Annotated in this window: 22 protein-coding genes; 11 read left to right on the top strand and 11 right to left on the bottom strand. The window is 66.3% G+C overall.

The window, feature by feature from the left end:
- The first annotated feature begins 59 nt into the window (after positions 1-59).
- Together ACQR07_RS33420 and ACQR07_RS33425 are read left to right on the top strand one after the other, a co-directional pair.
- Positions 60-620, top strand: coding sequence for a hypothetical protein (locus tag ACQR07_RS33420; RefSeq protein WP_434906304.1), 561 nt, complete (start codon positions 60-62; stop codon positions 618-620).
- 417 nt (positions 621-1,037) lie between these two features.
- Positions 1,038-1,484 carry a hypothetical protein gene (locus ACQR07_RS33425; protein WP_434906305.1) on the top strand — a complete coding sequence of 149 codons (447 nt, stop codon included), beginning with the start codon at positions 1,038-1,040 and terminating at the stop codon, positions 1,482-1,484.
- Positions 1,485-1,649: 165 nt separating this feature from the next.
- Here ACQR07_RS33425 and ACQR07_RS33430 read toward each other — a convergent pair whose 3' ends face one another.
- On the bottom strand, positions 1,650-3,677 hold the full coding sequence (locus ACQR07_RS33430) for a methyl-accepting chemotaxis protein (RefSeq protein WP_434906378.1): 2,028 nt from the start codon (positions 3,675-3,677) through the stop codon (positions 1,650-1,652).
- Positions 3,678-3,989: 312 nt separating this feature from the next.
- On the opposite strand from ACQR07_RS33430, the gene ACQR07_RS33435 reads away from it, so the two are divergent.
- Positions 3,990-4,916 (top strand): alpha/beta hydrolase, encoded by a 927-nt coding sequence (locus ACQR07_RS33435; RefSeq protein WP_434906306.1) that lies wholly within the window; start codon positions 3,990-3,992, stop codon positions 4,914-4,916.
- 347 nt (positions 4,917-5,263) lie between these two features.
- On the opposite strand, the gene ACQR07_RS33440 is transcribed toward ACQR07_RS33435, so the two are convergent.
- Positions 5,264-5,710, bottom strand: a complete 447-nt coding sequence (locus tag ACQR07_RS33440) for a VOC family protein (protein ID WP_434906307.1) — start codon at positions 5,708-5,710, stop codon at positions 5,264-5,266.
- A 48-nt stretch (positions 5,711-5,758) separates the two neighbouring features.
- Between ACQR07_RS33440 and ACQR07_RS33445 the strand changes: the two genes are divergently transcribed.
- The 3 genes from ACQR07_RS33445 to maiA are packed head-to-tail and all read left to right on the top strand — an operon-like array spanning position 5,759 to position 7,554.
- Positions 5,759-6,355, top strand: a complete 597-nt coding sequence (locus tag ACQR07_RS33445) for a TetR/AcrR family transcriptional regulator (RefSeq protein WP_434906308.1) — start codon at positions 5,759-5,761, stop codon at positions 6,353-6,355.
- Entirely contained in the window at positions 6,300-6,842 is a 543-nt protein-coding gene (locus ACQR07_RS33450; RefSeq protein WP_434906309.1) for a putative glycolipid-binding domain-containing protein, read from the top strand. The genes ACQR07_RS33445 and ACQR07_RS33450 overlap by 56 nt, the downstream gene beginning before the upstream one ends.
- Positions 6,843-6,882: 40 nt before the next feature.
- Entirely contained in the window at positions 6,883-7,554 is a 672-nt protein-coding gene (gene maiA / locus ACQR07_RS33455; protein WP_434906310.1) for a maleylacetoacetate isomerase, read from the top strand.
- Positions 7,555-7,561: 7 nt separating this feature from the next.
- On the opposite strand, the gene ACQR07_RS33460 is transcribed toward maiA, so the two are convergent.
- The 6 genes from ACQR07_RS33460 to ACQR07_RS33485 all read right to left on the bottom strand — a co-directional run bounded on the left by ACQR07_RS33460 (position 7,562) and on the right by ACQR07_RS33485 (position 15,183).
- A complete protein-coding gene (locus ACQR07_RS33460; protein WP_434906311.1) occupies positions 7,562-9,784 on the bottom strand; it encodes a tetratricopeptide repeat protein in 2,223 nt (740 codons plus the stop codon).
- Between the two features lie 364 nt (positions 9,785-10,148).
- Positions 10,149-10,919 (bottom strand): hypothetical protein, encoded by a 771-nt coding sequence (locus ACQR07_RS33465; protein WP_434906312.1) that lies wholly within the window; start codon positions 10,917-10,919, stop codon positions 10,149-10,151.
- 386 nt (positions 10,920-11,305) lie between these two features.
- Positions 11,306-11,563 (bottom strand): copper-binding protein, encoded by a 258-nt coding sequence (locus tag ACQR07_RS33470; protein ID WP_434906379.1) that lies wholly within the window; start codon positions 11,561-11,563, stop codon positions 11,306-11,308.
- A gap of 41 nt (positions 11,564-11,604) precedes the next feature.
- The gene (locus tag ACQR07_RS33475; RefSeq protein WP_434906313.1) at positions 11,605-12,954 is read right to left on the bottom strand and encodes a multicopper oxidase family protein; all 1,350 of its coding nucleotides are present in this window, start codon (positions 12,952-12,954) and stop codon (positions 11,605-11,607) included.
- Positions 12,955-12,967: 13 nt separating this feature from the next.
- Positions 12,968-14,380, bottom strand: a complete 1,413-nt coding sequence (locus ACQR07_RS33480; RefSeq protein ID WP_434906314.1) for a TolC family protein — start codon at positions 14,378-14,380, stop codon at positions 12,968-12,970.
- A 371-nt stretch (positions 14,381-14,751) separates the two neighbouring features.
- Positions 14,752-15,183: a hypothetical protein gene (locus tag ACQR07_RS33485; protein ID WP_434906315.1), complete on the bottom strand. Its 432-nt coding sequence runs from the start codon at positions 15,181-15,183 to the stop codon at positions 14,752-14,754.
- 543 nt (positions 15,184-15,726) lie between these two features.
- Here ACQR07_RS33485 and ACQR07_RS33490 point away from each other — a divergent pair.
- Together ACQR07_RS33490 and ACQR07_RS33495 are read left to right on the top strand one after the other, a co-directional pair.
- A complete protein-coding gene (locus ACQR07_RS33490; RefSeq protein WP_434906316.1) occupies positions 15,727-16,965 on the top strand; it encodes an MFS transporter in 1,239 nt (412 codons plus the stop codon).
- Between the two features lie 558 nt (positions 16,966-17,523).
- Positions 17,524-18,633, top strand: coding sequence for a TAXI family TRAP transporter solute-binding subunit (locus ACQR07_RS33495; RefSeq protein WP_434906380.1), 1,110 nt, complete (start codon positions 17,524-17,526; stop codon positions 18,631-18,633).
- A gap of 27 nt (positions 18,634-18,660) precedes the next feature.
- Here the strand turns inward: ACQR07_RS33495 and ACQR07_RS33500 are convergent, their stop codons facing one another.
- Positions 18,661-19,065 carry a DUF4864 domain-containing protein gene (locus ACQR07_RS33500; protein WP_434906317.1) on the bottom strand — a complete coding sequence of 135 codons (405 nt, stop codon included), beginning with the start codon at positions 19,063-19,065 and terminating at the stop codon, positions 18,661-18,663.
- Between the two features lie 129 nt (positions 19,066-19,194).
- Between ACQR07_RS33500 and kynU the strand changes: the two genes are divergently transcribed.
- From kynU to ACQR07_RS33515, 3 genes are read left to right on the top strand one after another with little or no spacing between them, the layout of a single operon-like run.
- Positions 19,195-20,388: a kynureninase gene (kynU, locus tag ACQR07_RS33505; RefSeq protein ID WP_434906318.1), complete on the top strand. Its 1,194-nt coding sequence runs from the start codon at positions 19,195-19,197 to the stop codon at positions 20,386-20,388.
- Complete coding sequence (kynA, locus tag ACQR07_RS33510) at positions 20,385-21,224, top strand: tryptophan 2,3-dioxygenase (RefSeq protein WP_434906319.1); 840 nt, start codon at positions 20,385-20,387, stop codon at positions 21,222-21,224. Before kynU ends, kynA begins: the two co-directional genes overlap by 4 nt.
- A gap of 29 nt (positions 21,225-21,253) precedes the next feature.
- Positions 21,254-22,078, top strand: a complete 825-nt coding sequence (locus tag ACQR07_RS33515; protein WP_434906320.1) for an alpha/beta hydrolase — start codon at positions 21,254-21,256, stop codon at positions 22,076-22,078.
- A 302-nt stretch (positions 22,079-22,380) separates the two neighbouring features.
- Here ACQR07_RS33515 and ACQR07_RS33520 read toward each other — a convergent pair whose 3' ends face one another.
- Together ACQR07_RS33520 and ACQR07_RS33525 are read right to left on the bottom strand one after the other, a co-directional pair.
- Positions 22,381-23,976 carry a gamma-glutamyltransferase family protein gene (locus tag ACQR07_RS33520; protein WP_434906321.1) on the bottom strand — a complete coding sequence of 532 codons (1,596 nt, stop codon included), beginning with the start codon at positions 23,974-23,976 and terminating at the stop codon, positions 22,381-22,383.
- 140 nt (positions 23,977-24,116) lie between these two features.
- Positions 24,117-24,500: a RidA family protein gene (locus ACQR07_RS33525; protein ID WP_434906322.1), complete on the bottom strand. Its 384-nt coding sequence runs from the start codon at positions 24,498-24,500 to the stop codon at positions 24,117-24,119.
- Between the last annotated feature and the right edge of the window lie 30 nt (positions 24,501-24,530).

Here is a 24,530-nt window from a genome sequence, read left to right on the forward strand (position 1 = left end):
TGTATCACTCTCGCATTCCGATAGAACGAGGGACAGCGTCGTTCACGTGAGTGCATGCGATGACAGATGACTTCCACTACGTGATCGACTTGTCCTTGGCGCAATCGCGAGCGGAAAAGATCATCGCTTGCATCAAGCGGTGGCAGGCGGAGCACGATTTGCGTCCGTTCGAATACACCAGGCATCTGCGGGTTTCGCCAACGTCGATTCCTCATAGCCACCCGGTCTTGACCTTGAACACCGAGTTGTACGACCCGAACGCCATCCTTTGCGAGTATCTCCACGAGCAGATGCACTGGTATCTTACCAGGTTGAAAGTTGCGGAAGACGGGGCGCCTCTCATTGCCGAATTGAAGCGCCGCTACCCCGCCGCGCCGGTCGGGTTTCCTTACGGAGGAAACGATGAATACTCGACCTATCTCCATCTGCTGGTGAATTGGCTCGAGATCGAGGCGGCCTCCCGGTTTGCTGGCCGGGACCGCGTGGAAGAAATCGCCCGCAACAAGCGCTATTATCGATGGATGTACCGTACGGTGCTGTCGGATTGGCGTTCGCTCGAAGAGCTCTATCGAAGCTACGATATCGTTCCGATCAAGCCGGCCGAGAGCCTTCTCGATTGAGTCTTGATGATGCGATCCAGACTAGCGTTTCCAGGGTCTGGTCACGTTGATATGAACGTGCAGACCCTCCGCTGTCATCGGCCGGCTCTTGACTGGGCGGTCCAGTAAGCCGTGACATCTCGGTTCAGTATCCTCGGCCGCGGAGTACTGGATGCTCCACGGAACAATGACCGTCGCGAATGCTTCGCCCCTCATCCCCTGCTATCATTCCACAGCGCGATTCGACGCGATGGAGTGACGGTGATGGCAGTGAACATGGCGCAGGAGCGGGCCAAGAAGGCGTAGCGGCGGAAGCAGCTGGCGACCTTGGCGAAACGCGAGGACGCGATTCACAACAGCCTGGGCGGCCGCGTGGCAAGAGCGGCGCAAGCGCCGATCAAGCATTGCTGCGTCAATGAGGGCCTGTTCGAGGTCGGCATGGGGACGCTGGTGCTGACCCGCGGCCACACGTCGCCCTACAACATGGCCGTATTCCTGCTCGACAGTTTCGCGCTGGGCGTCAAGGACGTGATGTTCAGGACCATGGAGGGCGCGCAGATCGAGCAATATATGGCCATGGCGGATGCGGGCGGGACGATGGTCCCGCTCGCTCCGAGCGAGGCGCGCAAGCTGTTGCGCGAGCTTGCCGCCTGGTCGAAGACCCATGGCTTCGCCCCCCACCGCGATTTCGCCACGGTGGAAAAGTTCTTCGGCGACGTCAATGCCGACGACAGCGACAGCGTGTTTCAATTCGGCAGGGATGGGAAGCCGGTGTTGATCAGCGGAGAGTTTGATCCCGACGAGGAGTTGCTATTGCTGGACGAGGCGCTGGATACGCAGCTTGCGGATCAGAGCCAATTCAGCCGTCGCGGCGATGCCGGCTGAGGCGCATGCCGCAGTGAATTCTCGAAAGCCCGGCGCGTTCAATGGTCGCGCTTCAGAGAATGGACGTCGGGACGCGTCGATGCGCCGCTCCTGTGGCAACGGTCGAGGACGTCCGGCTGGCAGTCGCCGGGCCGGGAAACGCCTCGCATCCGTCGCGGCCGCCGGTCAGGCTGCTCTCACCGAGCTGAGAAACTTGACGACCTCGGATTTGAGGCGGTGCGAATTGTGGGACAGCGATCGCGCGGCGGAGAGAACCTGCGATGAGGCGGAGCCGGTCATTCGCGCGCCGCCCTGAACGTCTGCGATGTTGGAGGAGACCTGCTTCGTACCGTGGGCGGCCTTCTCGACGTTGCGTGCGATCTCCTGCGTTGCCGCATCCTGCTCCTCCACGGCGGAGGCGATCGCCGATGAGATCCCCGACAACTTTTCGATGGTGCTGCTGATCTCCCGGATCGCGCCGACAGACTCGTGTGTCGCCGTTTGAATGCCATTGATCTGTTGGCCGATCTCACCGGTCGCTTTCGCGGTCTGCTCCGCCAACGCCTTGACTTCCGATGCCACGACCGCAAAGCCCCGGCCCGCGTCCCCCGCGCGCGCGGCTTCGATCGTCGCGTTCAGCGCCAGCAAATTGGTCTGTCCGGCGATCGCATTGATCAGTTCGATGACATCTCCGATGCGACCCGCCGCCTTGGACAGCTCGCCGACACGATCGGTGGTCGTGCGCGCCTGGCCGACGGCTTCGGTCGCCACGAGCGCCGATTCCTGAACCCTGCGACCGATCTCGCTGACCGAGGAAGACAGCTCCTTCGTGGCAGAAGCCACTGATTGTACGTTCGCGGACGCCTGATCGGATGCGCCTGCGACCACGATGGTCAGTTCTTGCGAGCGCGCCGCCGTGGTCGTCAGCGACGAGGCAGACGTCTCGAGCTCGGTGGCTGCCGCGGACACGATTTCGACGATTTCGCCAACGGCAGCCTCGAAGCCATCGGCGAGTGCGATCATATCGGCCTTGCGCCGCGCCGCCGCGCCTTGCTCCTGGTTTGCCGCAGCTTCAGCTTCGTCCCGCGCTCTCCGCTCAGCGTTCTCACGAATGACGACAACCGTCTTGGCAACGTCGCCCACCTCGTCGCCACGACTGGCCCCTGGAATCTCGATGTTCAACTCACCGGCAGCCATTTTCCCGAGTGCTCCGTTGAGCCGCATCAAGGGTCGTGCGATCCCGGCAAACGTGAAAACCACGGAGCCGATCAGCGACAGCATGAGAATGACGGCCACCACCAAATTCAAGCGGTTCTGCTGGCTCAACTCGGTCGCGGCCTGCGACTTTGCGTGCTCGGCGTTGTCAGCTGCCATATCGAGCGCTGTTCGCATCAGCTCGACGGCCTGATTTGCAGCCGGCACCGCCTTCACGTTGAAGAGTGCCTTCTTGGCTGTCTCGACCTTGATCAGATCGCTGGTGGCCGCAGTGAATTCCTTCACGGTCGTCGCGAGCCCATTGATCGTGCCGAGAAGTCCAGTATCGCTGATGATGCTCCTGGCGCTGTCCAGCGTGTCTTCCAGTCCGCCCGTGCGGTTCACGATCACCTGCTTTTCGCTCTCGTCGCCGGTGGCGATCAGGTGCCAGGTCGCCGCCTGTACCGAATTGAAATTCGAATCGGCTTCGCTCAGCACCTTTTCGATGTCACTTCGATTGGCCGCGCGGATCAGCGACGGCGACAGCAGGAACCCTTCGAAGGTCTTGGTCCATTCCGCCGAACGCTCGCTCCGCTTCTTCGCGATCTCGAAGATCTTGAGCTGGGCCTTGCCGATCTCCGATGCGACATCGTGATACTCGGCTCCAAGGGAGCTGATCTTCTGCAATCGTTCCTTCTCGTCCGGCTTCTTGACATCCGCGATCGCCTCATCGAGCTCCTTGGTCAGGGTCGAAAAGATTCCATTCAGCTGGCCGATTTGCGTTTCTAGTTCGGATCGGTTCTTTGACTGTCCGATGTCGCGCAACGCCAACTCCATCCCCCGCAAGGCGATATTGGCGCGAACGGTGTGATCGGCGATCTTCTGCTGCACCCGAGCGCGATCGTTCGCCAATGTAATGGCCGACTCCGACGCAATCTGATTGATCACCATGGTGGCGGAAAGCAATACGCCAAACAGCCCCACGGCGCCGAGCTTGTTTCCAATGCGATTGAGCTTGATCAATTTTCGGTCCACCTGATTTTCAGTCTTGGCAGGATCGCAGAATAGCCGGGGCGCATTGTTTTACCGTTAATTCATCGATCTTTTTGCTCGATTCCCAAGGGCTGATGATCGTTGCACGACTAATCAGTCCAAGAGTCGATCCCGGGTGGTGTCCGCCACTGCCGGGCTGTCGGCTGGGTGCGCGTTTGACGGGCAAATCCTCAGCCTTCGCGTTTCCGAGCGCCCGTTCGTGACATTTTGTAACGATGGCCCGCATAGCCTTCATCAGGCGACGCTTGCTGTTATCGTCTCCAAACGATGGAGCGATCGATGTTGCGTTCGATACTTGCCGTTCTCTTGGCTGCGAGCTTGTGGTTCGTGCTGCCCATTTCGCTGTCACCTGCGTGCGCTGGCCCGTTCCTGGAGCGCTGGCAGGCGCGGATGGCGGCGCGCGAGGCCGAAGGCCGGGTCGCGCCGGACGCCGAATATGCCTACGGCGCCGATCCGCTGCAGACGCTCGACGTCTGGCAGGCGAGGGGAGGCAGGGCCGCGCCGCTGATCGTCTTCGTGCATGGCGGCGGGTGGAAGCGGGGCGACAAGCGCAACGCCACGGGAGCTGCGAAGGTCGAGCACCTGCTCGCGCAGGGCTACGCGTTCGCCTCGATCGACTATCGCCTGGTACCGGCCGCAACCGTCGAGCAGCAGGCGGCGGATGTCGCGGCGGCCGTGGCGTGGCTGCGCAACAATGCGGGACGCCTGGGGATCGATGCCTCGCGGATCGTGCTGATGGGGCACAGCGCCGGCGCGCATCTGGTGGCGCTGGTCGGGACCGATCCGCGCTATCTGTCTGCGGCCCGGTTGACGTTGCGCGACGTCAGTGGCTTCATCGCGCTCGACGGTGCCTGCTACGACGTCGCGCGCCAGATCGCCGACAGCGGGCGCTTCATGCTCGACACCTACGTCCAGGCGTTCGGCACCGACCCGGTGCGACAGCGGGTGCTGTCGCCGACTTTGCAGGCCGCAAAGCCGAACGCACCGGCGTTCCTGATCCTCCACGTCGACCGCGCCGACGGCAAGGCGCAGTCCGAGGCGCTCGGTGCGGCCTTGATGCAAGCGGGAACGCCGGCCGAGGTCGCAGCCGTCGCTGGCACCGGCCTGCGTGGCCACATCGAGATCAATCGCGACCTTGGCGACGCCGGCCATCCGGCCACGGCCATCGTTGACGCCTGGCTGCGCAGGACGATCGGCACGAAGTGACGATCAGCATGACGGTGCAGGGACGCGCCACGCTCGCACTCGGAGCGGACCTGCAGCCTGATCTCGCCGAGCACCGCCGGCGACCCCATCAAGAATTTCCGATCTTTCCGACCGGCGATTTCCATTGGCCTCGCGAACGTTGTTCCTTTGAACTATTCGTTGACTTCACGCCCGGCGCGGAGTGAGGCAAGGCACGGGCTCCGCCCCGGCCATCCACGTCGTCGCGCATCCTGGGCAACGCAGACAAAGTGGAGACAGACGTATGAAGAGTTGGCTGGCGCCGTCGGCCGAGGCGACGTCGATCTCGCCTTCGCATACGGTGCGATCTTGCGGAGGCCGGGCCGCGTTCAGGCAGCGGTCTCCTCATTCCAGCGGCGCTGCATTTCCTCGGGGCTCACGTCCTCGATGGTCTGCGACAGCATCCAGCGATGCCCGAAGGGATCGAGCACCAGGGCGCTGCGTTCGCCGAAGCTCTGGTTGGCGGGAGCGCGCAGCACGGTGGCGCCATGCGCCGCCGCCTGGGCGACGTCGGCATCGACGGCCTTGGTCGCGAGGTGGAGCGTGACCGGCGAGCCGCCGATCGTGTCGGGGCCGACCGCGCCGAAATCGGGATACTCGTCGCTGAGCATGACAGTGTCGTCGCCGAGGCGCAGCTCGGCGTGGCCGATGCGCCCGTCGGACGGATCGGTCATACGGAACATCTCGTCAGCACCGAAGGCGGCCTTGTAGAAGGCGATCGCGGCTTCGCCGCCGCGGACAACGAGGTAGGGCTTGACGGAGGTGATGGACGGCATGACGGCTCCTTGCACTGCGATTTAAATTACGTTACGTTTCGTATCGAAATGAGTCAAGACGAGACATCCACCGCAAGAGCGCGCGGCCGGCCGCCGAGCGAAGCGGCACGCCGCAAGGCGCTGCATGCCGCCCACGATATCCTGATGAGCGAAGGCTTCGGGCGGCTGACCATCGACGCGGTCGCCGCGCGATCCGGGGTCGGCAAGCCGACCATCTATCGGCACTGGGCCAATGCCGGCGAGTTGGCGATGGCGGCGCTGATGCTCGATCCGGCCGGTGAGTCCGACGACAGCAGCCGCGCGCTCGCTGACCGGCTTCGCGCCCAGTTGCGGGCGCTCGTCACCGCGTTCGCGACCACCCGCGGCCGGCAGATTGCGCTGGCGCTGGCGGCCTCCGATCCGGACAGCGAGATGACCAAGGCCTTCCGCAACCGCGTCATCCTGTCGAGCCGCGAAGCCGGCCGCCGCCTCATTCGCGATGCGGTTGCACGCCGCGAGGTGTCCGAGCTGCCCGACATCGAGACGGTGCTCGACATGATCTACGCGCCGGTGTTCTACCGGCTGCTCGCTGGCCACCTGCCGCTCGATCGTGCCTTCGCCGACAGCCTCGTCACCCGAAGCCTCGCGATCATCACCGGCGGGTGAGCCGGGTACAGCGGCCGGTCGTGGGCAACTCGTTCGCCGACATGACGACGGTGGTTTCGCAGCGCCGGCCGACGCCACCTTCTACGTATTCGATTGTCGCGGCCGAACATCCCTTTCGCTCGTCAGAGACCGCGGACATCAATGGCTGGCGAATGAGCAGCCGCGGCCCGATCTGCAAGCCTGCGTCGGCGTCGATATCGCCGACACGCCATTTCCCAAGTCGGTCATTCTTCGTAAGCTTGCGCTGAGCAAAGGCGAATCGCGCAAGGTCACGATCGCACGGATCGACAACCGGACATCGCAGGTCGCGATGGTCGAGCGGGAGTGGCAGAGAGGGCAGGCGCCGATCGAAGCGAAGACGATGAGCCATATCGGTGCCTCGGCACGGTCGATCAGCTGGACCTTCTGTGCGATCGCAGGCTCATCGTTCGGTGGGGCCGGGACCGCTGGCGAATGGTTTCTGCGGACCAAAAGCCGGCCGGTTTAGATGACTAGCTGATGCTCAATCGTCTTTTGAGGAGTTCCTCATGAAGCTCTATTCGTTCTGGCGCTCGCTCGCGAGTTTTCGCGTGCGGATCGCGCTCAATCTGAAGGGCGTGGCTTACGAGCAGATCGCGGTCGATATCGACCGGCGGCAGCATCGCGATGGCGCGTATGCCGCGCTCAATCCGCAGATGGCGCTGCCGTCGCTGGTGCTCGACGACGGCACGGTGCTGACGCAGTCGCTGGCGATCCTCGATTATCTCGACGAGGCCTGTCCCGGTCCGGCGCTGCTGCCCGAAGACGCCAAGGGCCGGGCGCGGGTGCGGGCGCTGGCGGCGATGATTGCGTGTGATGCGCATCCACTGACGACGCCGCGCGTGCAGCGCTATCTCACCGAGGTGCTGCACGTCGACGAGGCGGCGCGCGTGGCTTGGCTGAGGCATTGGGCGGCGGAGATGCTCGTCGCCGTCGAGGCGCAATTGGCCGGCCATGCGGCGACCGGGCGTTTCGCCCATGGCGATGCGCCGACCATCGCCGACGTCTGCCTTGCCGGTCACGTCATCTTCGCGCGCAACCAGGGCCTCGACCTCGCCGAGACGCCGACCGTGCAGCGCGTCTTCGACGCCGCGATGGCGCTGCCGGCGTTTGTCTCCGCGCATCCGCTGGCGCAGCCCGATACGCCGGAGGCGATGCGCCGCAAGCCTGCGGCGCCGTAGATCGCGATCAGGTCCCCGGCTTGGCGCAATAAGTGCGCCAGAACTGCCGGTAGGCCGCCTCGACGCAGCGCGTGTAGTTGGCAACGTCGCCGGCCGGCGAGCGTGCGACCAGGCTCGGTAGATCGGCGCGCAGCTTCGCCAGCAGCTCGGGCTGGGCCGCAAAGCTCTTGGCAATCCGGATGTAGCCGTCGTCGTCATCGGCGACCCAGTCGGCGAGGCCGGCCGCGGTGAGAATGCCGCCGGCCGCGCGCGACGCCGCGCCGCTGCCGAGCTTGGCGACGACGGGCACGCCCATGTAGAGCGACTCGAACGTCGAGATGCCGCCGTTCTGCGGGAACGGATCGAGCGAGATGTCGATGCGCTCATACGAGCGCAGATGCTCGCTGCGCTCGGAGGCACCGAGGCAGAGCAGGCGCGCGTCCGGCACGCCCTGGGCCACGAAGCGGCCGATCAGGCCGTCGCGCACCAAGGGATCGTTGAGCGCGAGGTGCTTGATGACGAGCTTCGCCTCCGGCACCTCCGCGAGCAGCCGCGCCCACAGCGTGATCGCGGCGTCGGAGATCTTGTCGATGCGGTTGTAGACGCCGAAGGTGACATGGCCGTTCTGCAGCATCGGCAGCGGCGACGGTGCGATGTCGAGCAGCGGATCGATCGTGATCACCGAGGGCAGGTCGTGGACGTGCTCGGCGAACAGCGGCCGCACGTTCGCCGGCACCGTCACCGGATCGGCAAAGAAGTAGTCCATGGTGGCGAGCCCGGTGCCGGTGCCGCTGCCCCAGGCGGTGACCTGGATCGGCGCCGGCTTGCGGGCGAACACCGGCATGCGCGTGCCCGTGGTGTAGCCGGAGAGATCGACCAGGATGTCGACCCCGTCGGCCTGGATCCGGTCGGCCAGTTCGTCGTCGGACAGGCTCGAGGCCTCGACCCAGACGTCGGCAGCCGCCATGAACTTCGCGGTGAAATCATCGTGCCGCGGCGAGGTCGAGTAGCAGTTGACCTGCACCTGGGTCTTGTCGTGTCCGCGCAGCACCGGGAGGAAGGCGAAGGCGGCCGAGTGGGTGCGGAAATCGGCCGAGACGTAGCCGACCACGATGCGCCGGTCGGGATCGAGCGAGCGCGGCGAAAGCTTGCGGCGCTGGAATTTCGAGCCGACCGCGATCCACCAATAGTGCCGCGCCGCCTGCTGGCTGGCGAAATCGGCGCCGGGCAGGAAATCGAGGTAGAAGATCTTCTTGGTGATCGCCTCGTCGTAGTCCGGCTGCACCGTCAGCGCCTGGTCGAACTGCGCGACCGCGCCGGCGATGTCGCCGAGCCGCCCGAGGCAGGCGCCGAGCAGGGTCAGCGCGACCTGCGCGGTGGGATTGGTGTCGAGCACGCGCTTGCAGGCCGCCATGGCCATGGCGACGTTGCCGTTGAGCATGCAGATCTGCGCCTTGCCCTGCCAGCCGACCTGCAGCTGCGGATCGAGGGTGATGGCGCGGTCGAAATCGGCCTCCGCCTCGGCCGTCCGTCCCGAGACCATGTATAGCCGGCCGCGATGCGCCAGCAGCTCGGCATGCGCCGGCCGCACGGCGAGCGCCGCATTGAAAGTGGCCTCGGCCAGCTCGTAGTGATGCAGCTCGAGATGCGCGAGGCCCTTGTTGACGATGGCCTCGAAATGGTTCGGGTTGAGCGCCAGCGCGCGCTCGGCGCTGGCAGCGGCGGCATCCCAGCGCCGCAGCATCAGCTCGGCCACGGCGCGGTTGCACCAGCAATCGCCATCGTCCGGATTGAGCTCGAGCGCGCGTGCGGCGGCGGCGAGCGACGCCTCGCCCTTGCGCAGCCGCAGCAGCGTGGTCGCCAGGTTGCGCAAGGTGATCGGCGATTTCGGCCGCAGCGCCAGCGAGCGCTCCAGCGCCGCGCGCGCCTCCTCGAACTGGTCGCAATTCAAAAGTGCCCAGCCGAGATTGGATTGCGCGTCCGCCGAGTTCGGGTCGAGCACGATCGACTGCCGCAGGAACACGACCGCCTCGCCGAAGCGGCCCGCGGACACCAAGGAGATGCCGAGCAGATGCATGGCCTCGAAATGGTCCGGCACCTCCTGCAGCAGCTTGGCGCACGCGGCCTGGGCATCCGCCTGCCGCCCGGCGCGAAACGCGATGGCGGCGGCCGTCAGCTGCGTCTCGATCAGCTTCTTCTGCTTCTTTTCCTGCCGCGCCTTCTGGAAGGCGCGCGAACCGACGGTGCTCAAGGCTTTTCTCCGGGCGAACTCTGCAGTGGCGCGCTCGAACGAGCCCGCGCCGCGCCCGGCGGAGCGCCCCGCCAGGGCCGCAGGTCGGGCCGATTGCGCCGTCGTGCCGCCTCCGGCGTCGACCAGCGATCCGGCAGGTTGTCCGGCGACCGGCCACGCGCAGCGCGACGCGGCAAAGCTTGCCCGCGCCATGGTTAGCAAATGGTTAACGGGGGAGGGGGTGGTTGGTGTCGGCCGCGGTCTTCCAGGTGCGCAGGTGCGTAGGGCGGATTAGCGCAGCGTAATCCGCCACACCGCGGGGGGCCGTGGCGGCGGATTACGCTGCGCTCATCCGCCCTACGAGCTACGAGCTGTCGGGTATGCCTCAGCGGCTTCCAGATGGGTCAGTGGCCGGTGCCGGTTTCGGCGCCGCAGGCTGCGCGTCTACCGGCGCCGCGGCGGTCCCCAGGCTCATCTCGCCATTGGGGCGCCGGAGCTGCCAGCCCTGCGCGGCGCGCGTCAGATCGGTCGGCGCTTCCTTATTAGTCTCGCCAGACGCCTGGAGGCGTACGCGGCCGTCGCCGATCCAGGTGTCGACCTGGTATTGCTCGAAATCGTCCGGCTTGTAGCTCCATTCCAGCTTCGGATTGTCGCCGTACGAGAACAGGCCGATCCGATAGTCGATGCCGCAATTGCCGTCGTCGCGCGGATCGATGGCGATGAAGCGCTTGCCGTTGGGCGACAGGAAGGGCCCGCTGCCGATGTTGAGCTCGGCGCCGGTGCGGCGGTTGATCAGCATCACGTAGGGACACTCATAGGGTGAGACGAGCACGATGTAGTGCCGGTCGCCGATGTGGCCGACCAGCCGATAGCTGATGCAGGAGGCCTCCGGCCCTTCCGGTTCGCACGCCTTGTCGTCGGTGATCACCTTGGTCTTGCCGCCCGCGAGACTCAGCGTCAGCTTGCGGCCCTGGCGCAGGATTGTCGCGGGCATCTCCCTCACGCAGGCGCTCTCCTGCGGCACGCCGTCGTGAATTTCGAGCGGCTGGCACAATGTCCGCAGGTCGAAGAAGCCGGCGCCGGCCGCGGCCGCGCCGGGCTTCAGCACCGCGAGCGCGGCAATGATGATGATGGTGCGAAGGAAGATGTGTGGCATCGGCAGCTGCGGTGCATGCGGGATGGAAATGCTGTAGGGCGTGCCATCCGTGGCACGGGAGCTGCATCGGATCAAGCGCGTGTCGTCGTGCGCCGCGCGTTCATTCCGTGCACCCGTAAGGACGGCTATCGCATATGACAATCGGAGTGGTGCGCTCGTCTGTCTCCACGTCGTCATGGCCGGGCTTGTCCCGGCCATCCACGTCGTTCAGCACGCTGAGAACCACGTGGATGCCCGGGTCAAGCCCGGGCATGACGGAGTAACTAACTGCCGGGATTGTTCGTCACGACGGCCCCGTATCTATATGCGATCGCCCCGACTTTCGCAGGGCGAGTCGAACCGCGCAGCAATCCAGGTCGTTGTGCCGTGAGATGCGCATGCTTCTGCTACTTCCCCTTCTCGATCTTCGTCACCGTGTAGCCCGAGGCATCCTCCTGCGCCTCGAACTTCACCTTGTCGCCGGCTTTGAGTCCTTTCAGCAGGGCGGCGTCCTTGACGCGGTAGACCATGGTCATGGCCTCGTCCATGCCGAGGCCCTTGGCTGGGCCGTGATGCAGGGTGATCTTGCCGTTAGCCGCGTCGATCTTCTTGACGTCGGCGCTGATGGCGTCGGCGGCGATGGCCAGCGGCATCAGGGCGAGCATGGCAACAGCCGCCGCGGCGGCGCTGAAGCAGATGGAGCGTTTCATCGTGTGATCCTCGTGCTGGTGGAAAGGCTGTTGCTGGTGTCGGGGGCGCTTCGCCGCACCGGCTCCGGCGCGCTCGCGACCTCCCGGGCGACGGTGCCCGGCGGGAACTGGTAGGGGCCGGGATCGCGATAGTCGTCGCGCGCGAGGCCCTCGCGGACCTTCACGGTGGTGAACATCCCGCCCATCTCGATCGGGCCGAACTGGCCGTTGCCGGTCATCATCGGCAGCGTGTTGTCGGGCGCCGGCATTTCCATGCTGCCCATCGCCATGCCGGTGTGGCCCATCACCATGCCCTCGGGCGCGAGCTTGCCGACGGCGCGCGCGAGCTCGGCCTTGGGCACGCCGATCAGGTTGCGCATGTCATGGCCCATCGCATTCATCGTGTGATGCGACTTGTGGCAGTGGAACGCCCAGTCGCCGGGATTGTCGGCCGTGAAGTCGAGCACGCGCACCGCGCCGACCGGAACGTCGGTCGTGGTCTCCGGAAATTGTGCGGCTTCGGGCAGCCAGCCGCCATCGGTGCCGATCACCTTGAACTTGTGGCCATGCAGATGGATCGGGTGATTGGTCATGGTGAGATTGCCGATGCGGATGCGGACGCGATCGCCGAGCCGCGCCGGCATCGGATCGATGCCGGGAAACACCCGCGCGTTCCACGTCCATAAATTGAAGTCGGTCATCTCGTTGACCTTCGGCAGATAGGCGCCGGGCTCGATGCGATAGCTCGACATCACGAACACATAGTCGCGGTCGGCCAGCGGCGGGACACGGTCGCGCGGATGCACGACGATCATTCCCATCATGCCCATCGCCATCTGCACCATCTCGTCGGCGTGCGGGTGATACATGAAGGTGCCGGCATGCTTCATCTCGAACTCGTAGACGAAGGTCTTGCCCGGCTTGATGTGCGGCTGAGTCAGTCCGCCGACGCCGTCCATGCCGCAGGGCAGGATGACGCCGTGCCAGTGCACGGTGGTGTATTCCGGCAATTTGTTGGTGACGAAGATCCGGACCTTGTCGCCTTCGACCGCCTCGATGGTCGGGCCGGGCGACTGGCCGTTGTAGCCCCACAGATGCGTGGTCATGCCGGGCGCGAATTCGCGCGTCACGGGCTCGGCGACGAGATGAAACTCCTTCCAGTCGCCGTTCATGCGGAACGGCAGCGACCAGCCGTTGAGCGTGACCACGGGCTGATAGTCCGGGCCGGCGCTCGGATGCAGCGGCGGCTGCATCACGGCCTTGTCCATCGTCGGCGCCTCGGGGATCGCGGCGGCCTGGACGCGGCCGGACACGGCGGAGGCGCTGGCCAGTGCGGCGGAGCCGAGCAGGGTTCGGCGTGACAACATGCTGTTGCTCCTGTCAGTCGTTGCTGGACGCGAGCGCGCTCGCGGTCTGCTGCGGGACATCCTCGCGGCCTGCGCCGCCGCCGTTCACGGCCGCCGACAGCTCGGCCTCGGCGAGGAAGAAGTCGCGCTTTGCATCGATGGCGGCGCGGCGCGAGGCGAGGCGCTGCCGTGCTTCGACCAGCAGCGCGAAGATGTCGACCTGCATGCTCGAATAGCGCAGCTGCATCTCTTCGCTGATGATCTGGCGCAGCGGCAGCACCTCGCGGGCGTAGTGGCCGGCGATCTCGAATGTCGCGCGATAGCTGCGATAGGCGTCGCGCGCTTCGGAGCGGATCGTGACGGCGCGCTCGGTCAGCCGGTTGAAGGCGATGTTGTAGGTCTCGGCCGCCTGCCGCACGCGCACCTCGCCGCCGTCGAAGATCGGGATCTGGAACTGCACGTCGTAGCCGCGTTCGCGGATGATGCGGCCGTCAGGCTCGACCGTCTTGCGGTCGAGGCCGGCGAGATCGAGCAGCGTCACGAAGCGCGTGGCATCGCTGAGCTGCAGCGAGGTCGCGAGCGCGCTCAGCTCGAGCCGCGCCATCTGCAGGTCGATGCGATGCGCCACGGCGTCGCGCTCGACGAACGGCTCGGTCAGCGGCCGGCGCGGCAGCGCGGGCAGCCGGTCGGGCAGGCGAAACCTCAGATCGTCGCCCCACAGGCCCATCAGCCGGATCAGCCGCTCGCGCGCGCTCGCTGCCGCGCGGCGCGCGCCGGCGAGTTCGGCCGTGGTCTCGGCGTAGAACACCTGCTCGCGCGCCTGGTCGAGGCGATTGAGCGCGCCGGTCTCGCCGAGCTTCTGCGCGAGCTTGGCGGTCGCCTCCGCGGCCGATTGCGCCTCGGCCAGCAGCGCCACCAGCTCATTGGCGGCGACGACGCGGACATGAGCGCGGCGCACCTCGGCGGCGAGGCGCACCGTGGCGAGCGCGGCCATCAGCTGCGCCTGATGGAAGCGCTGGCGCGCGATTTCGGAGCGCAGCGGCAAGGTCGCGAGCGCCAGGATGTCGCCGGCGACCTGGCGCTCGGCTTCCAGTGCGCCGTCGCCGCTGAGGCGCATCAGGGAAAATGTCGGGTTCGGCGGCAGGCTGGCGCCGATCGCATCGGCCTCGCTCAGCGCCAGCTGATGATAGGCCGCCTGCAGGCCCTTGTTGTTGAACAGCGCGACCTGCACGGCGGCGTCCGCCGACAGCGGCCGCGCCAGCAGCCGTTGCGTCGCGGCCCGCACGCGCGTGGCGTCGTCGTCGCTGCGGACGGACACGATCTCTTGGCCGGTGGTGCGGCCCGCTAGGTCGGCGACCGCACTCATGCCGCCGTCCGGCGAGAACGAGGCGCAGCCGGCGAGCGCTGTGGTCGCGGCCAGGAGCGCAAGCCTGATGATGCTCTGCATGTCGGCGCTCCCTAGCGGCTCGGTTCGGAGCGCGGAGCGCCGTCGCGCGATCCCCAAGACGAGGGGGCGGTGGGACGCAGCGGCGTGTACGGCGCTGTCACGGCGGACGTGCGCACCGGGGCGACAGCGGCGGCCGGATCGGCGGGGTCTGCGCCCGACAGGGCGACCGTGCGCGGCTGGCAGGCGGCGAGGCTCAGGGACGCGAGCAGCACGGCGGCGCTGGGACCGATGCGAGACGGCAGGCCGCGCCGCGCCTGACATGCGGCCGCGGGCGTCGCCCGAAGGTGCGACAACATGGTTGAGTCCTTTGGTCTGTCGATGAGATGCGAGCGGCCGCGCGCGGGCAGGCGCGCAAGACCGGTTTGGTTCGCTCAGACCAGGACGATGGGGGGGCGATCGAGCCGCGGCGGCGTGCGGCCGGGCAGGCGGGTTTCCCGTGCAGCTTCGCTCGCCGTGGCGAGCGGAGCGGGCAGCATCACGGCCGGCAGCGCGGCGGTCAGACCGACGGCGCACATCATGGCGCAGCACGGACCGGGGATCTTGCCGTGGTCGTGGTGTGACGGCGCCGGAACCTGAGCTTCGGCCTCGGCACTGGCGTGGTCGTGATCGTGACCATGATGCGAGGCGTGTGCCGCATGCATCTGCGGCATCATCGTCTCAGCCATCTCGTGATGATGCGCAACAGTGAGGGTCGCATCCTCCAGACACGGAGCGACGCCAGGGGAGAATGCGAGCGCCACGCCCGGGCTCAGCACGCAGATCAGGTAGACGAGGACGAGCAGCCGCCCCGCCAGAACCCGCATCCTTCGTGTCAGTCCCAACGACATCCGCCGCCAATCTCTCCGTTCGGTCCGCAGTCTAGCGCACGATGCGCTGCGCCGCAAAGAGGGGGCAATATCAAGTCCCCTCGCGAACGCTTGTTTGAGCCGCGCTCGGGCCTCAGCGCACCTCTCCCCGCTCTTTTGCGGGGAGAGGTCGGATTGCGCAGCAATCCGGGTGAGGGGCATGGCACATAAGTGGACCAAATCGCAGATCCATCGGACGGGCACGTTCGCTCCGAGTTGGATGCGAAATTGGCTGCGAAGAAAGTAGCACTGCCCGTGCGGCTGCCCCTCACCCCGACCCTCTCCCCGTGAAGAACGGGGAGAGGGAGTCTACTGCCCGTGTTGCTCGACTTGCTGCTGCTCGCTCGACTCGACGCGTCATGCAGCACAGCGATTCTTACGAACAACACCAAGACGGATGCCCAACGCTCCGCATTGCCTCTGTTGCGCTGCTTCTGCATGGCCAATGCTGCAGCAATGTGGCTTGACCGGATGCGATGCAGCAACGAAGTTGCCGGGATCGTGCACGCACCCAAGACGAGATTCGAGGAAGCGCCTCAGTTCATACCGGATTCGCGCCAGGCCTGGGCGCGGCTGGTGCTGGCGCTCGTCATCGGTTCCATCGGTGGCGCCGGGATGTGGACGGTCGTGGTCGTGCTGCCGACCGTGCAGGCCGAATATGCCGCGAGCCGCGGCGCGGTCTCGCTGGCCTATACGCTGACGATGTTCGGCTTCGGCCTCGGCGGCGTCATCGTCGGCCGCATCACTGACCGCTTCGGCATCGTCACCGCGATGGCGCTCAGCATCGCCACGACATCGGCGGCGTATCTGCTGGCCGGGGCCTCGGTGACCTTGTGGCAGTTCCAGGCAGTGTATTTCCTGATCGGGCTCGGCTCCTCCGTCACCTTCGCGCCGTTGATGGCCGAAGCCTCGCACTGGTTCGTGCGCTATCGCGGCGTCGCGGTCACCATCGTCGCATCCGGCAACTACGTCGCCGGCACGGTGTGGCCGCCGCTGGTGAACTATGGCGTGCAGCAGATCGGCTGGCGCGCCAGCCATGTCGCGCTCGGCATCTTCTGCGCCGTCACGATGAGCGCGTTGTTGCTGGTGCTGCGTGCCCACATGGGCGGGGCCGGCGCGCAGAACCATGCGCATGCGGCGCCCCCGCAGCTGGAACTGCCGATCTCGACCAACGCGCTGACCGTGCTGCTCAGCGTCGCCGCGATCGCCTGCTGCGTGGCGATGGCGATGCCGCAGGTCCACATCGTCGCCTATTGCGGCGACCTCGGCTATGGCGTCGCCGTCGGCGCGCAGATGCTGTCGCTGATGATGGCGCTCGGCATCGTCAGCCGGATCGGCTCGGGCCTGCTCGCCGACCGCATCGGCGGCATGCGAACCTTGTTGATCGGTTCGCTGGCGCAGGGCTTTGCGCTCTTGTTCTATCTGTTCTTCGACGGCTTGACCTCGCTGTACCTGATCTCCGGGATGTTCGGCCTGTTCCAGGGCGGCATCGTGCCGAGCTATGCGATCATCGTGCGCGAGGCGATGCCGGCGCGCGAGGCGGCGACCCGGGTCGGCATCATCATCTTCGCCTCGGTGTTCGGCATGTCGTTCGGCGGCTGGGTGTCCGGCGTGATCTTCGATGCCACCGGCTCCTATGCCGCGGCCTTCGCCAACGGGATCGCCTGGAACGGGCTCAATCTCGCGATCGTCGTGACGCTGTTGATCCTGGCGCGGCGGCAACACCGGCTGGCCGCCTGACCCAAACAGTGTTGCGCGGCAGTGACACTGGCTGCGGATCGTTTCCATACGATCCTCTATATGCACGGCGTCATACAAAATCCCGATCTGTGCCGCAAAAGCATCGAATCCCCTCCAGCAACTAGGAAATTGGATCGAGCCCGATCAGCGCCGCCAAGGCGCGGGCGTCGGATCGCGCGCGGAACTGTCGCGAGGTCTCCGTGGGGGCCACGGACGACCGTCGCTTGCCTGAAGCGCTAAGGAGGCGTCGAGGTGAAAGCTCCGGACAGGTCGAGATCGCTGCGGCGGCATGGCGTTGTCGGAGAGCATCGCTCTTCTCAAGGCGTGCTGCGAGCTGTTGCCAAGCTGCTACTCGCTGGTATCACCGCACTCTCGTTCGCCGGTGACGGCTGGGCGCAGGCGTGGCCTCAACTCCAACCCCAAACTCAACCCCAAGCTCAGCCGGCGCGCCCCGGGGCGACCCGGTCGCTGATCGTGCCGGTCGCGCCAGCTCCGGCGCGGCCCAACGCCGCTGCCGTCGTTCCGGCGCCGCCGCGTCCCGCCGGCCTGCCCGCATCGCTGCAGCCCGCGCCGGGCAGCGGTCCCGATGTGTGGCGGCTGCCCAATCCGAACGACGTCAACGACGGCACCGTCACCATCATCACCGCGCCGGCCGGCGGCGCGACCTCGGTGTTCGGCTCAGACATGGCGCGCGTGCTCGATGATCAGACCAATGTCCGCGTGCTGCCGGTGCTCGGCAAGGGACCGGTGCGCAACGTTTCCGACATTCTCTTCCTCAAGACCATCGACATGGGCGCGGTCGCCGCCGACGTGCCCGAATTCTACCGCCTGCAATACGGCATTCCGGACATCACCTCGCAACTGCGCTACATCGCGCGGCTGTATCACAACGAGATTCACGTCATCGCGCGGTCCTCGATCCGCTCGATCGCCGACCTCAACGGCAAGCGCATCATCGCGCCGACCGACGTCGGCTTCTATTCCGCGCGCGTGATCTTCAACCGGCTCGGCATGACGGCGTCGTTCGACTACGCAACCGACGACGCGAAATCGATCCAGAAGCTGATCGACGGCGACGCCGACGCCTACATCGTCTCGACCGGCAAGGTGTTCCAGCTCGCGCGCAATATCAGGAACGAGAACCGCGCACTGCATCTGGTGACCATTCCCTACGATCGCCGGCTGCAGGATCTGTACCTGCCGACGACGCTGTCGTCGGATGAATATCCGAACCTGCTCAATCCCGGCGAGACGATCGAGACCGTGGCGATCGGCATGCTGCTGGTCAGCTACAATTGGCCCGAGAATACCGAACGCTACCGCAAGGTGGCGCGCTTCGTCGACGCGTTCTTCGCCAACTACGACGAGTTCATGAAGCCGCCGCGGCATCCGAAGTGGAAGGAATCTAGCATCGTCGCCACCATCCCCGGCTGGAGGCGCTTCAAGGCCGCGGACGACTGGTTGGTCGCCCGCAACATGACGCCGCGGCCGCAGGCCCTCGACGTGCCGCGGTCGCAGGTCGCGGATGTGCAGCAGCAGCAGTTCGAGAGCTTCGTGCGCCAGAGCGGCGGCCAGGTGTCGAACGATCCGGCCGAGCGCAGCGCGCTGTTCCGGCAATTCCTGCAATGGCGCCAGCAGCACGGCGGCCCGCCGACGCCGTCACGCTGAATGCGTTGAGCGCATTCCAGCTTGCCTTCAGACCGCCTGGCCGACCTTCAGCAGCGAGCAGCCGGTGATCTTGAGGCTGCCGTCGGGCTGGGTCTGCAGCGTGTAGAGCGCCTCCCACGCCTCGCCATCGGCATCGACGATGTGCACGCGCTGCGCGATGCTGCCATCCTCGACCTGTGATGGGCCGAATTCGAAGCTCTTGTGGCGATAGACCGGCGGATAGCCCTCGCGCACCATCGCCATGAAGATCTCGATGCTGGGAAACCGCGCCTGGATCTCCGGCGCCGCCTGCGCGTAGGCCGCGGGCCCGTCGTCGCGGGCCAGCGCCTGCTCCTGGGCGCGGATGACGTTCTGCGCGGTGGTGATGTCGTTGCCGGCGAGGGCCGGCGTCGAAAGCAGGCTGAGGCAGACGAGCCAGGCTGATACTCTCATCGCACTTGCTCCGTAACGGCGGTCGTGACAGACGCAGATCTTGCGATCTGGGGGCAGGCGCCCGCCGGGTCGATCTGGTCTCTTGCGGCCCGAATCATGCATTCAGGACGGCGAACAGAGCAAGGCAGCATGACGGATTTTTCTCATACGCGATCACTTTTCCGAATCCCTGACGGCGTCATCTATCTCGACGGCAATTCGCTCGGGGCGCTGCCTTCGGCCGTGCCCGCCCGCGTTGCCCGCATGCTGGAGGCGGAATGGGGACAGGAGCTCATCCGTGGCTGGAACAGCGCCGGCTGGATGGTGCAGCCGCGCCGCGTCGGCGACCGCGTCGCCCGACTGATTGGAGCGGCCCCTGGCACCGTCGTGATGGGCGATACGCTCTCGATCAAGGTCTATCAGGCGCTCGCCGCGGCACTCTCGCTCAATCCGGAGCGGCGCGTGATCCTGTCCGACAGCGGCAACTTCCCGTCCGATCTCTACATGGCGCAGGGTTTGGTGCGCATGCTCGGCGACCGCGCGACGCTGAAGGTGGTCGAGCCGGAGCAGGTGGAAGCCGCGCTCGATGACAGCGTCGCGGTGCTGATGCTGACCGAGGTGGACTACCGCACCGGCCGCATGCACGACATGACCGCGCTGACCAGGAAGGCGCATGCCGTTGGCGCGCTCACGGTGTGGGACCTCGCGCATTCCGCCGGCGCCGTGCCGGTCGATCTCGCAGGCAGCGACGCCGACTTCGCGGTCGGCTGCACCTACAAATATCTCAATGGCGGGCCCGGCGCGCCGGCCTTCATCTATGTCGCGCCGCGTTACGCGGATATCGCGCCGCCGGCGCTGTCGGGATGGATGGGCCATGAGGCTCCGTTCGCCTTCGATCTCGACTATCGTCCGGGCGGCGGCATCGAGCGGATGCGCATCGGCACGCCGCCGATCATCGCGCTCGCAGCCCTCGATGCGGCGCTGGATGCGTGGGAGGGCGTGTCGATGCTGGACGTGCGCAAGGCCTCGATCGCGCTGTCCGAGCTGTTCATCGCCGAAGTCGAGGCGCGCTGTCCGTCGTTGACGCTTGCCTCGCCGCGTGATGCCTCGCGGCGCGGCAGCCAGGTGTCGTTCCGGCACGCCGAGGGCTATGCGATCATGCGCGCGCTGATCGCGCGCGGCGTCATCGGCGATTTCCGAGCGCCGGATGCGCTGCGCTTCGGCTTTACGCCGCTCTACATTGGCGAGGCGGAGGTGCGCGGCGCCGTCGACATTCTCGCCGAGGTGCTCGACGACAGATTGTGGGACAAGCCCGAATATCGCCAGAAGGAACTCGTGACGTGAGCAACGGCCCTTACGATCCCGCCACCGAAGGTGCGCGGATGAACTTCAAGGGACGGATGTCCTATGGCGACTACCTGATGCTGGAGCGTCTGCTCGATGCGCAGTCGCCGCTGTCCTCGGCGCATGACGAGTTGCTGTTCATCATCCAGCACCAGACCTCCGAACTGTGGATGAAGCTCGCCATCCATGAGATCAAGGCCGCGATGGCGGCGATCGCCCGGGATGACGTGCAGCCGGCGTTCAAGATGCTGACGCGGGTCGCGCGCATCTTCGAGCAGCTCAACGGCGCCTGGGACGTGCTGCGGACGATGACGCCGAGCGAATACACGCTGTTCCGCGACAAGCTCGGCGAGTCCTCCGGTTTCCAGTCGTTCCAGTACCGCTCGATCGAATTCCTGCTCGGCAACCGCAACCTCGCGATGCTGCGTCCGCATGCGCATCATCCGGAGCTGACGGCCGAGCTGGAAGCGATCCTTGCGCAACCCAGCCTGTATGACGAAGCGCTGCGGCTCCTGGCACGGCGCGGCTTCTTCATCGGCGCCGACGGCCAGCGCACCGACTGGCGCGGCACGCGCGCCGAGAGCGCGGAAGTCGCGACGGCCTGGACCCAGGTCTATCGCGACCCGCAGCGGCATTGGGAATTGTACGAGCTTGCCGAGAAGCTGGTCGATTTCGAGGACTATTTCCGCCGCTGGCGCTTCAATCACGTCACCACGGTCGAGCGCATCATCGGCTTCAAGACCGGCACCGGCGGCACGTCAGGCGTGAACTATCTGCGCAAGATGCTGGAGATCGTGCTGTTCCCCGAGCTCTGGAAACTGCGCACCGGGCTGTGAGGCCGCGCTCATTCGATCAGGAGATTTCGATGTTGTACGCCGTCAAGGACTGGGACAACGCCTATGCCAATGGCCCGAACATTCCCGGCGGCGAACGCTGGCCGGGGCTGTGGGTCGCGCCGGCGGAAGACTATCGTGCTGAGCTCGGCAAGCAAGGGCGGGCGAAGCTCGACATCACCTATGGCGCGCACGAGCGCCAGCGCCTCGATCTGTTCCTGCCGGAGGGCGCGCCGAAAGGCCTCGTCGTGTTCGTGCATGGCGGCTACTGGATGCGGCTCGACAAGAGCTTCTGGTCGCATCTGGCGCGAGGTCCGGTCGCGCGCGGCTTTGCCGTGGCGATGCCGTCGTACCGGCTGTGCCCCGAGGTCGGCATCGCCGACATCTCGACCGATGTGGCTCAGGCGATCGCGAAGGCGATGGACGAGGTTGCGGGCCCCGTGGCGCTGACCGGCCATTCCGCCGGCGGCCATCTCGTCAGCCGCATGATCTGCCGCGGCGCGCCGCTGTCTCCTGAGCGGCAGGCGCGCATCACCAGCGTGGTCTCGATCTCCGGCCTGCACGATTTGCGCCCGCTGCAGCGGACTGCGATGAACGAGACCTTGCACATCGACGACACCACGGCAGCCGGCGAGAGCCCGGCATTGCTCGTGCCCGTCGACGGTATTGCCGTCACCGCCTGGGTCGGCGGCGCCGAGCGCAACGAATTCCGCCGCCAGGCGCAACTGCTCGCGAATATCTGGACCGGGCTGGGGGCGACGACGGCCTATGTCGAGGCGCCGGACCGGCACCATTTCGATGTGATCGACGAGCTCGCGGATGCGGACAGCGGGTTGGTGACGGCGCTGGTGGGGTAAACCGATCGTCAGGCAGCAGATCGCGCAGCAGCGGCGCTGCGCATGACTGCGCCCTCGCCCCGTGTGGGAGAGGGCATGTAGAACAGTGCAGCAAACTCACTCGGGTGAGGGGTCTCTCTCCTCGAGTACCGCTAGCTGAGAGAGACCCCTCACCCGAGCGAGACTGCGGATCGGCCGGCGATGCCCTCTCCCACTAGCTCCCACTAGGGGCGAGGGCACTGTATTGCGCAGCGGTGCGGAGGATGCAGACTGTTGCGAACGCGATCATCGACAGAGTGCATTCGCATTCAGGCGAAGGCTAATCAGCTCTCCGCCACCGCATCTCCCCACGCATGCGCGATCTCGGTGGCGCCGCTGTTCACGTCGCCGGCGCGCATCACCACGCTGGGGCAGGCGAATTTCATCGGCATGGTCTGAACCGGCGCAGCGACGGTCTCGAACTTCGCAGCCAGCGCAGTCATCACCTCCGCCGGCAGCCGCGTATCGGCGCCGACCACCTCGCCCTCGCTGGCATCGATGCGCGGCTGGTGGATGGCGGCGTCGAGGTCCATGCCGTAATCCATCACGAACGACAGCATCTGCGCCACGGCGGGCAGGATGCGGCGGCCGCCGGAGGCGCCGAGTGCCAGGCGGCGGCCGTCGGCCGTATGCGCGACCACCGGCGTGTAGTTGGTGAGGCAGCGCTTGCCCGGCGCCAGCGAGTTGGTCGTGCCGGGCGTCGGGTCGAACCACATGATGCCGTTGTTCATCATGATGCCGCTCTGCGGCGCCTGGAATTTCGAGCCGAAGCCGGACAGCAGCGTCTGCGTGACCGCCGCCATGTTGCCGTCGCGGTCGACCACTGAAAAATGCGTGGTGCAGGCCGGCGCGAGATATTCGGCACCGAGCGCGCGCTTTCCCGGCGCATCGCCCATGTCGTTGAGCCGCTCGCGATAGGCCGACTGCATCGCCTCGGCATAGGCGATGAACGTGCCGGCGTCAGGGGCGTTGCCCGATGCGGTCACGCTCGCCTGCATCAGCCGCAACGCGTGCGCCAGCGTCGGCCCGGCGGTGAGCTCCGGCGTGGCGAACACGGTGCCGCCGCGATAGGGAATGCGCAGCGGCTCGCGATGATGGGCTTCGAAAGCGGCAAGATCCTCGACCGACAGCGCGCCGCCGGCGGCCTGGATGTCGCGGGTCAGCGAGCGCGCGATGTCGCCCTGGTAGAAGTCGCGCGCGCCGGCATGAGCGAGATGCGACAGCGTCGCCTTCAACTGCTCCTGCGGCAGCCGCGTCACCGCCTTGGCGCCCCATTGCGGGTTCGGCGGCAGGCCATCCTTGAGATAGGCCGCGGCGCTGCCGGGATAGCGGCGCAAATCGGCGGCGCAGCTCGAGATCATCACGGTGGTCCACCAGTCCACCAGCAGGCCTTCGGCGGCGAGCGCGACGCTGGGCGTCACGAGGTCTCGCCACGGCAGCCTGGCGTAGCGGCGGTGCGCGGCCTCCATGCCGGCCACGACCCCGGGCACCGCGATCGCGCCGGGGCCATGCAGATTGCGATCGTCCTTGACGCGCGGCCACGGGAAGATATCGGGGGACACGCTGCCGTCATTGGCCAGCGGATAGTCCTCGATGCGCAGCGAGTCCGGTGCGCGCATGCCGTAGTCGATCACCTCGACCCGGTTTTCCTTGGCGCGGTAGAGCACCATGGCGCCGCCGCCGCCGAGGCCGCTCATCCACGGCTCGACCACGCCGAGCGCGAAGCCCGTCGCTACGACGGCATCGATACAGTCGCCGCCTGCGGCCAGCACCTCGGCGCCGATTTCGGCGGCGCGCCGCGACTGCGCCGCGACGATGCCGCCCTTGCTGGTCACCGCCGGCTTGCGGATCTGCTGGCGATTGGAAAACTGGTACGGCATGGCGCTCCCCTCGATCCGTCTCGTTCGTCGGGCGAATTGACACCGGCCCGCGCCGGCACACAATCGGCAACAGCGTCTGCCTCCTCAGATCAGATCGAATGCCCCTCAACGGGCGTTGAGGATTAATTTACCATTCGGAACTAGGGTCGTCGGCAGACCAGATCGATCTCGATCAGCGCGTCATAGGCCAAGCCGGTGACGCCGACGCAGGTGCGGGCCGGCAACGGGTCCGGCGGGAAGAATGAGCGGTAAGCTTCATTCATTGCCGCGTAATCCCGCTTGAACTCGGTCAGGTAAATCCGAGACATCACAATATGTTCGAGGCCGAGGTTAAGACCTTGGAGGATGTACTTCAAGTTCTGCATCACCGCCTTCGTCTGATCCACGATCCCCTCCGGCAGCACACCCGGCGCCTCCGGCGAGTCCGGCATCTGGCCGGTCACGAACACGAAGCCGTCGGTCTCGGCCGCATGACTGAACGGCGCCACCGGCTTCGTCGCGCCTGATATCATGTGGAACTGCATGGTGTGAGCCCTTCTGCGAGTGAATGAGTA

Source organism: Bradyrhizobium sp. HKCCYLS20291 (assembly GCF_051167715.1).
In the GTDB taxonomy this organism is placed as follows: Bacteria; Pseudomonadota; Alphaproteobacteria; order Rhizobiales; family Xanthobacteraceae; genus Bradyrhizobium.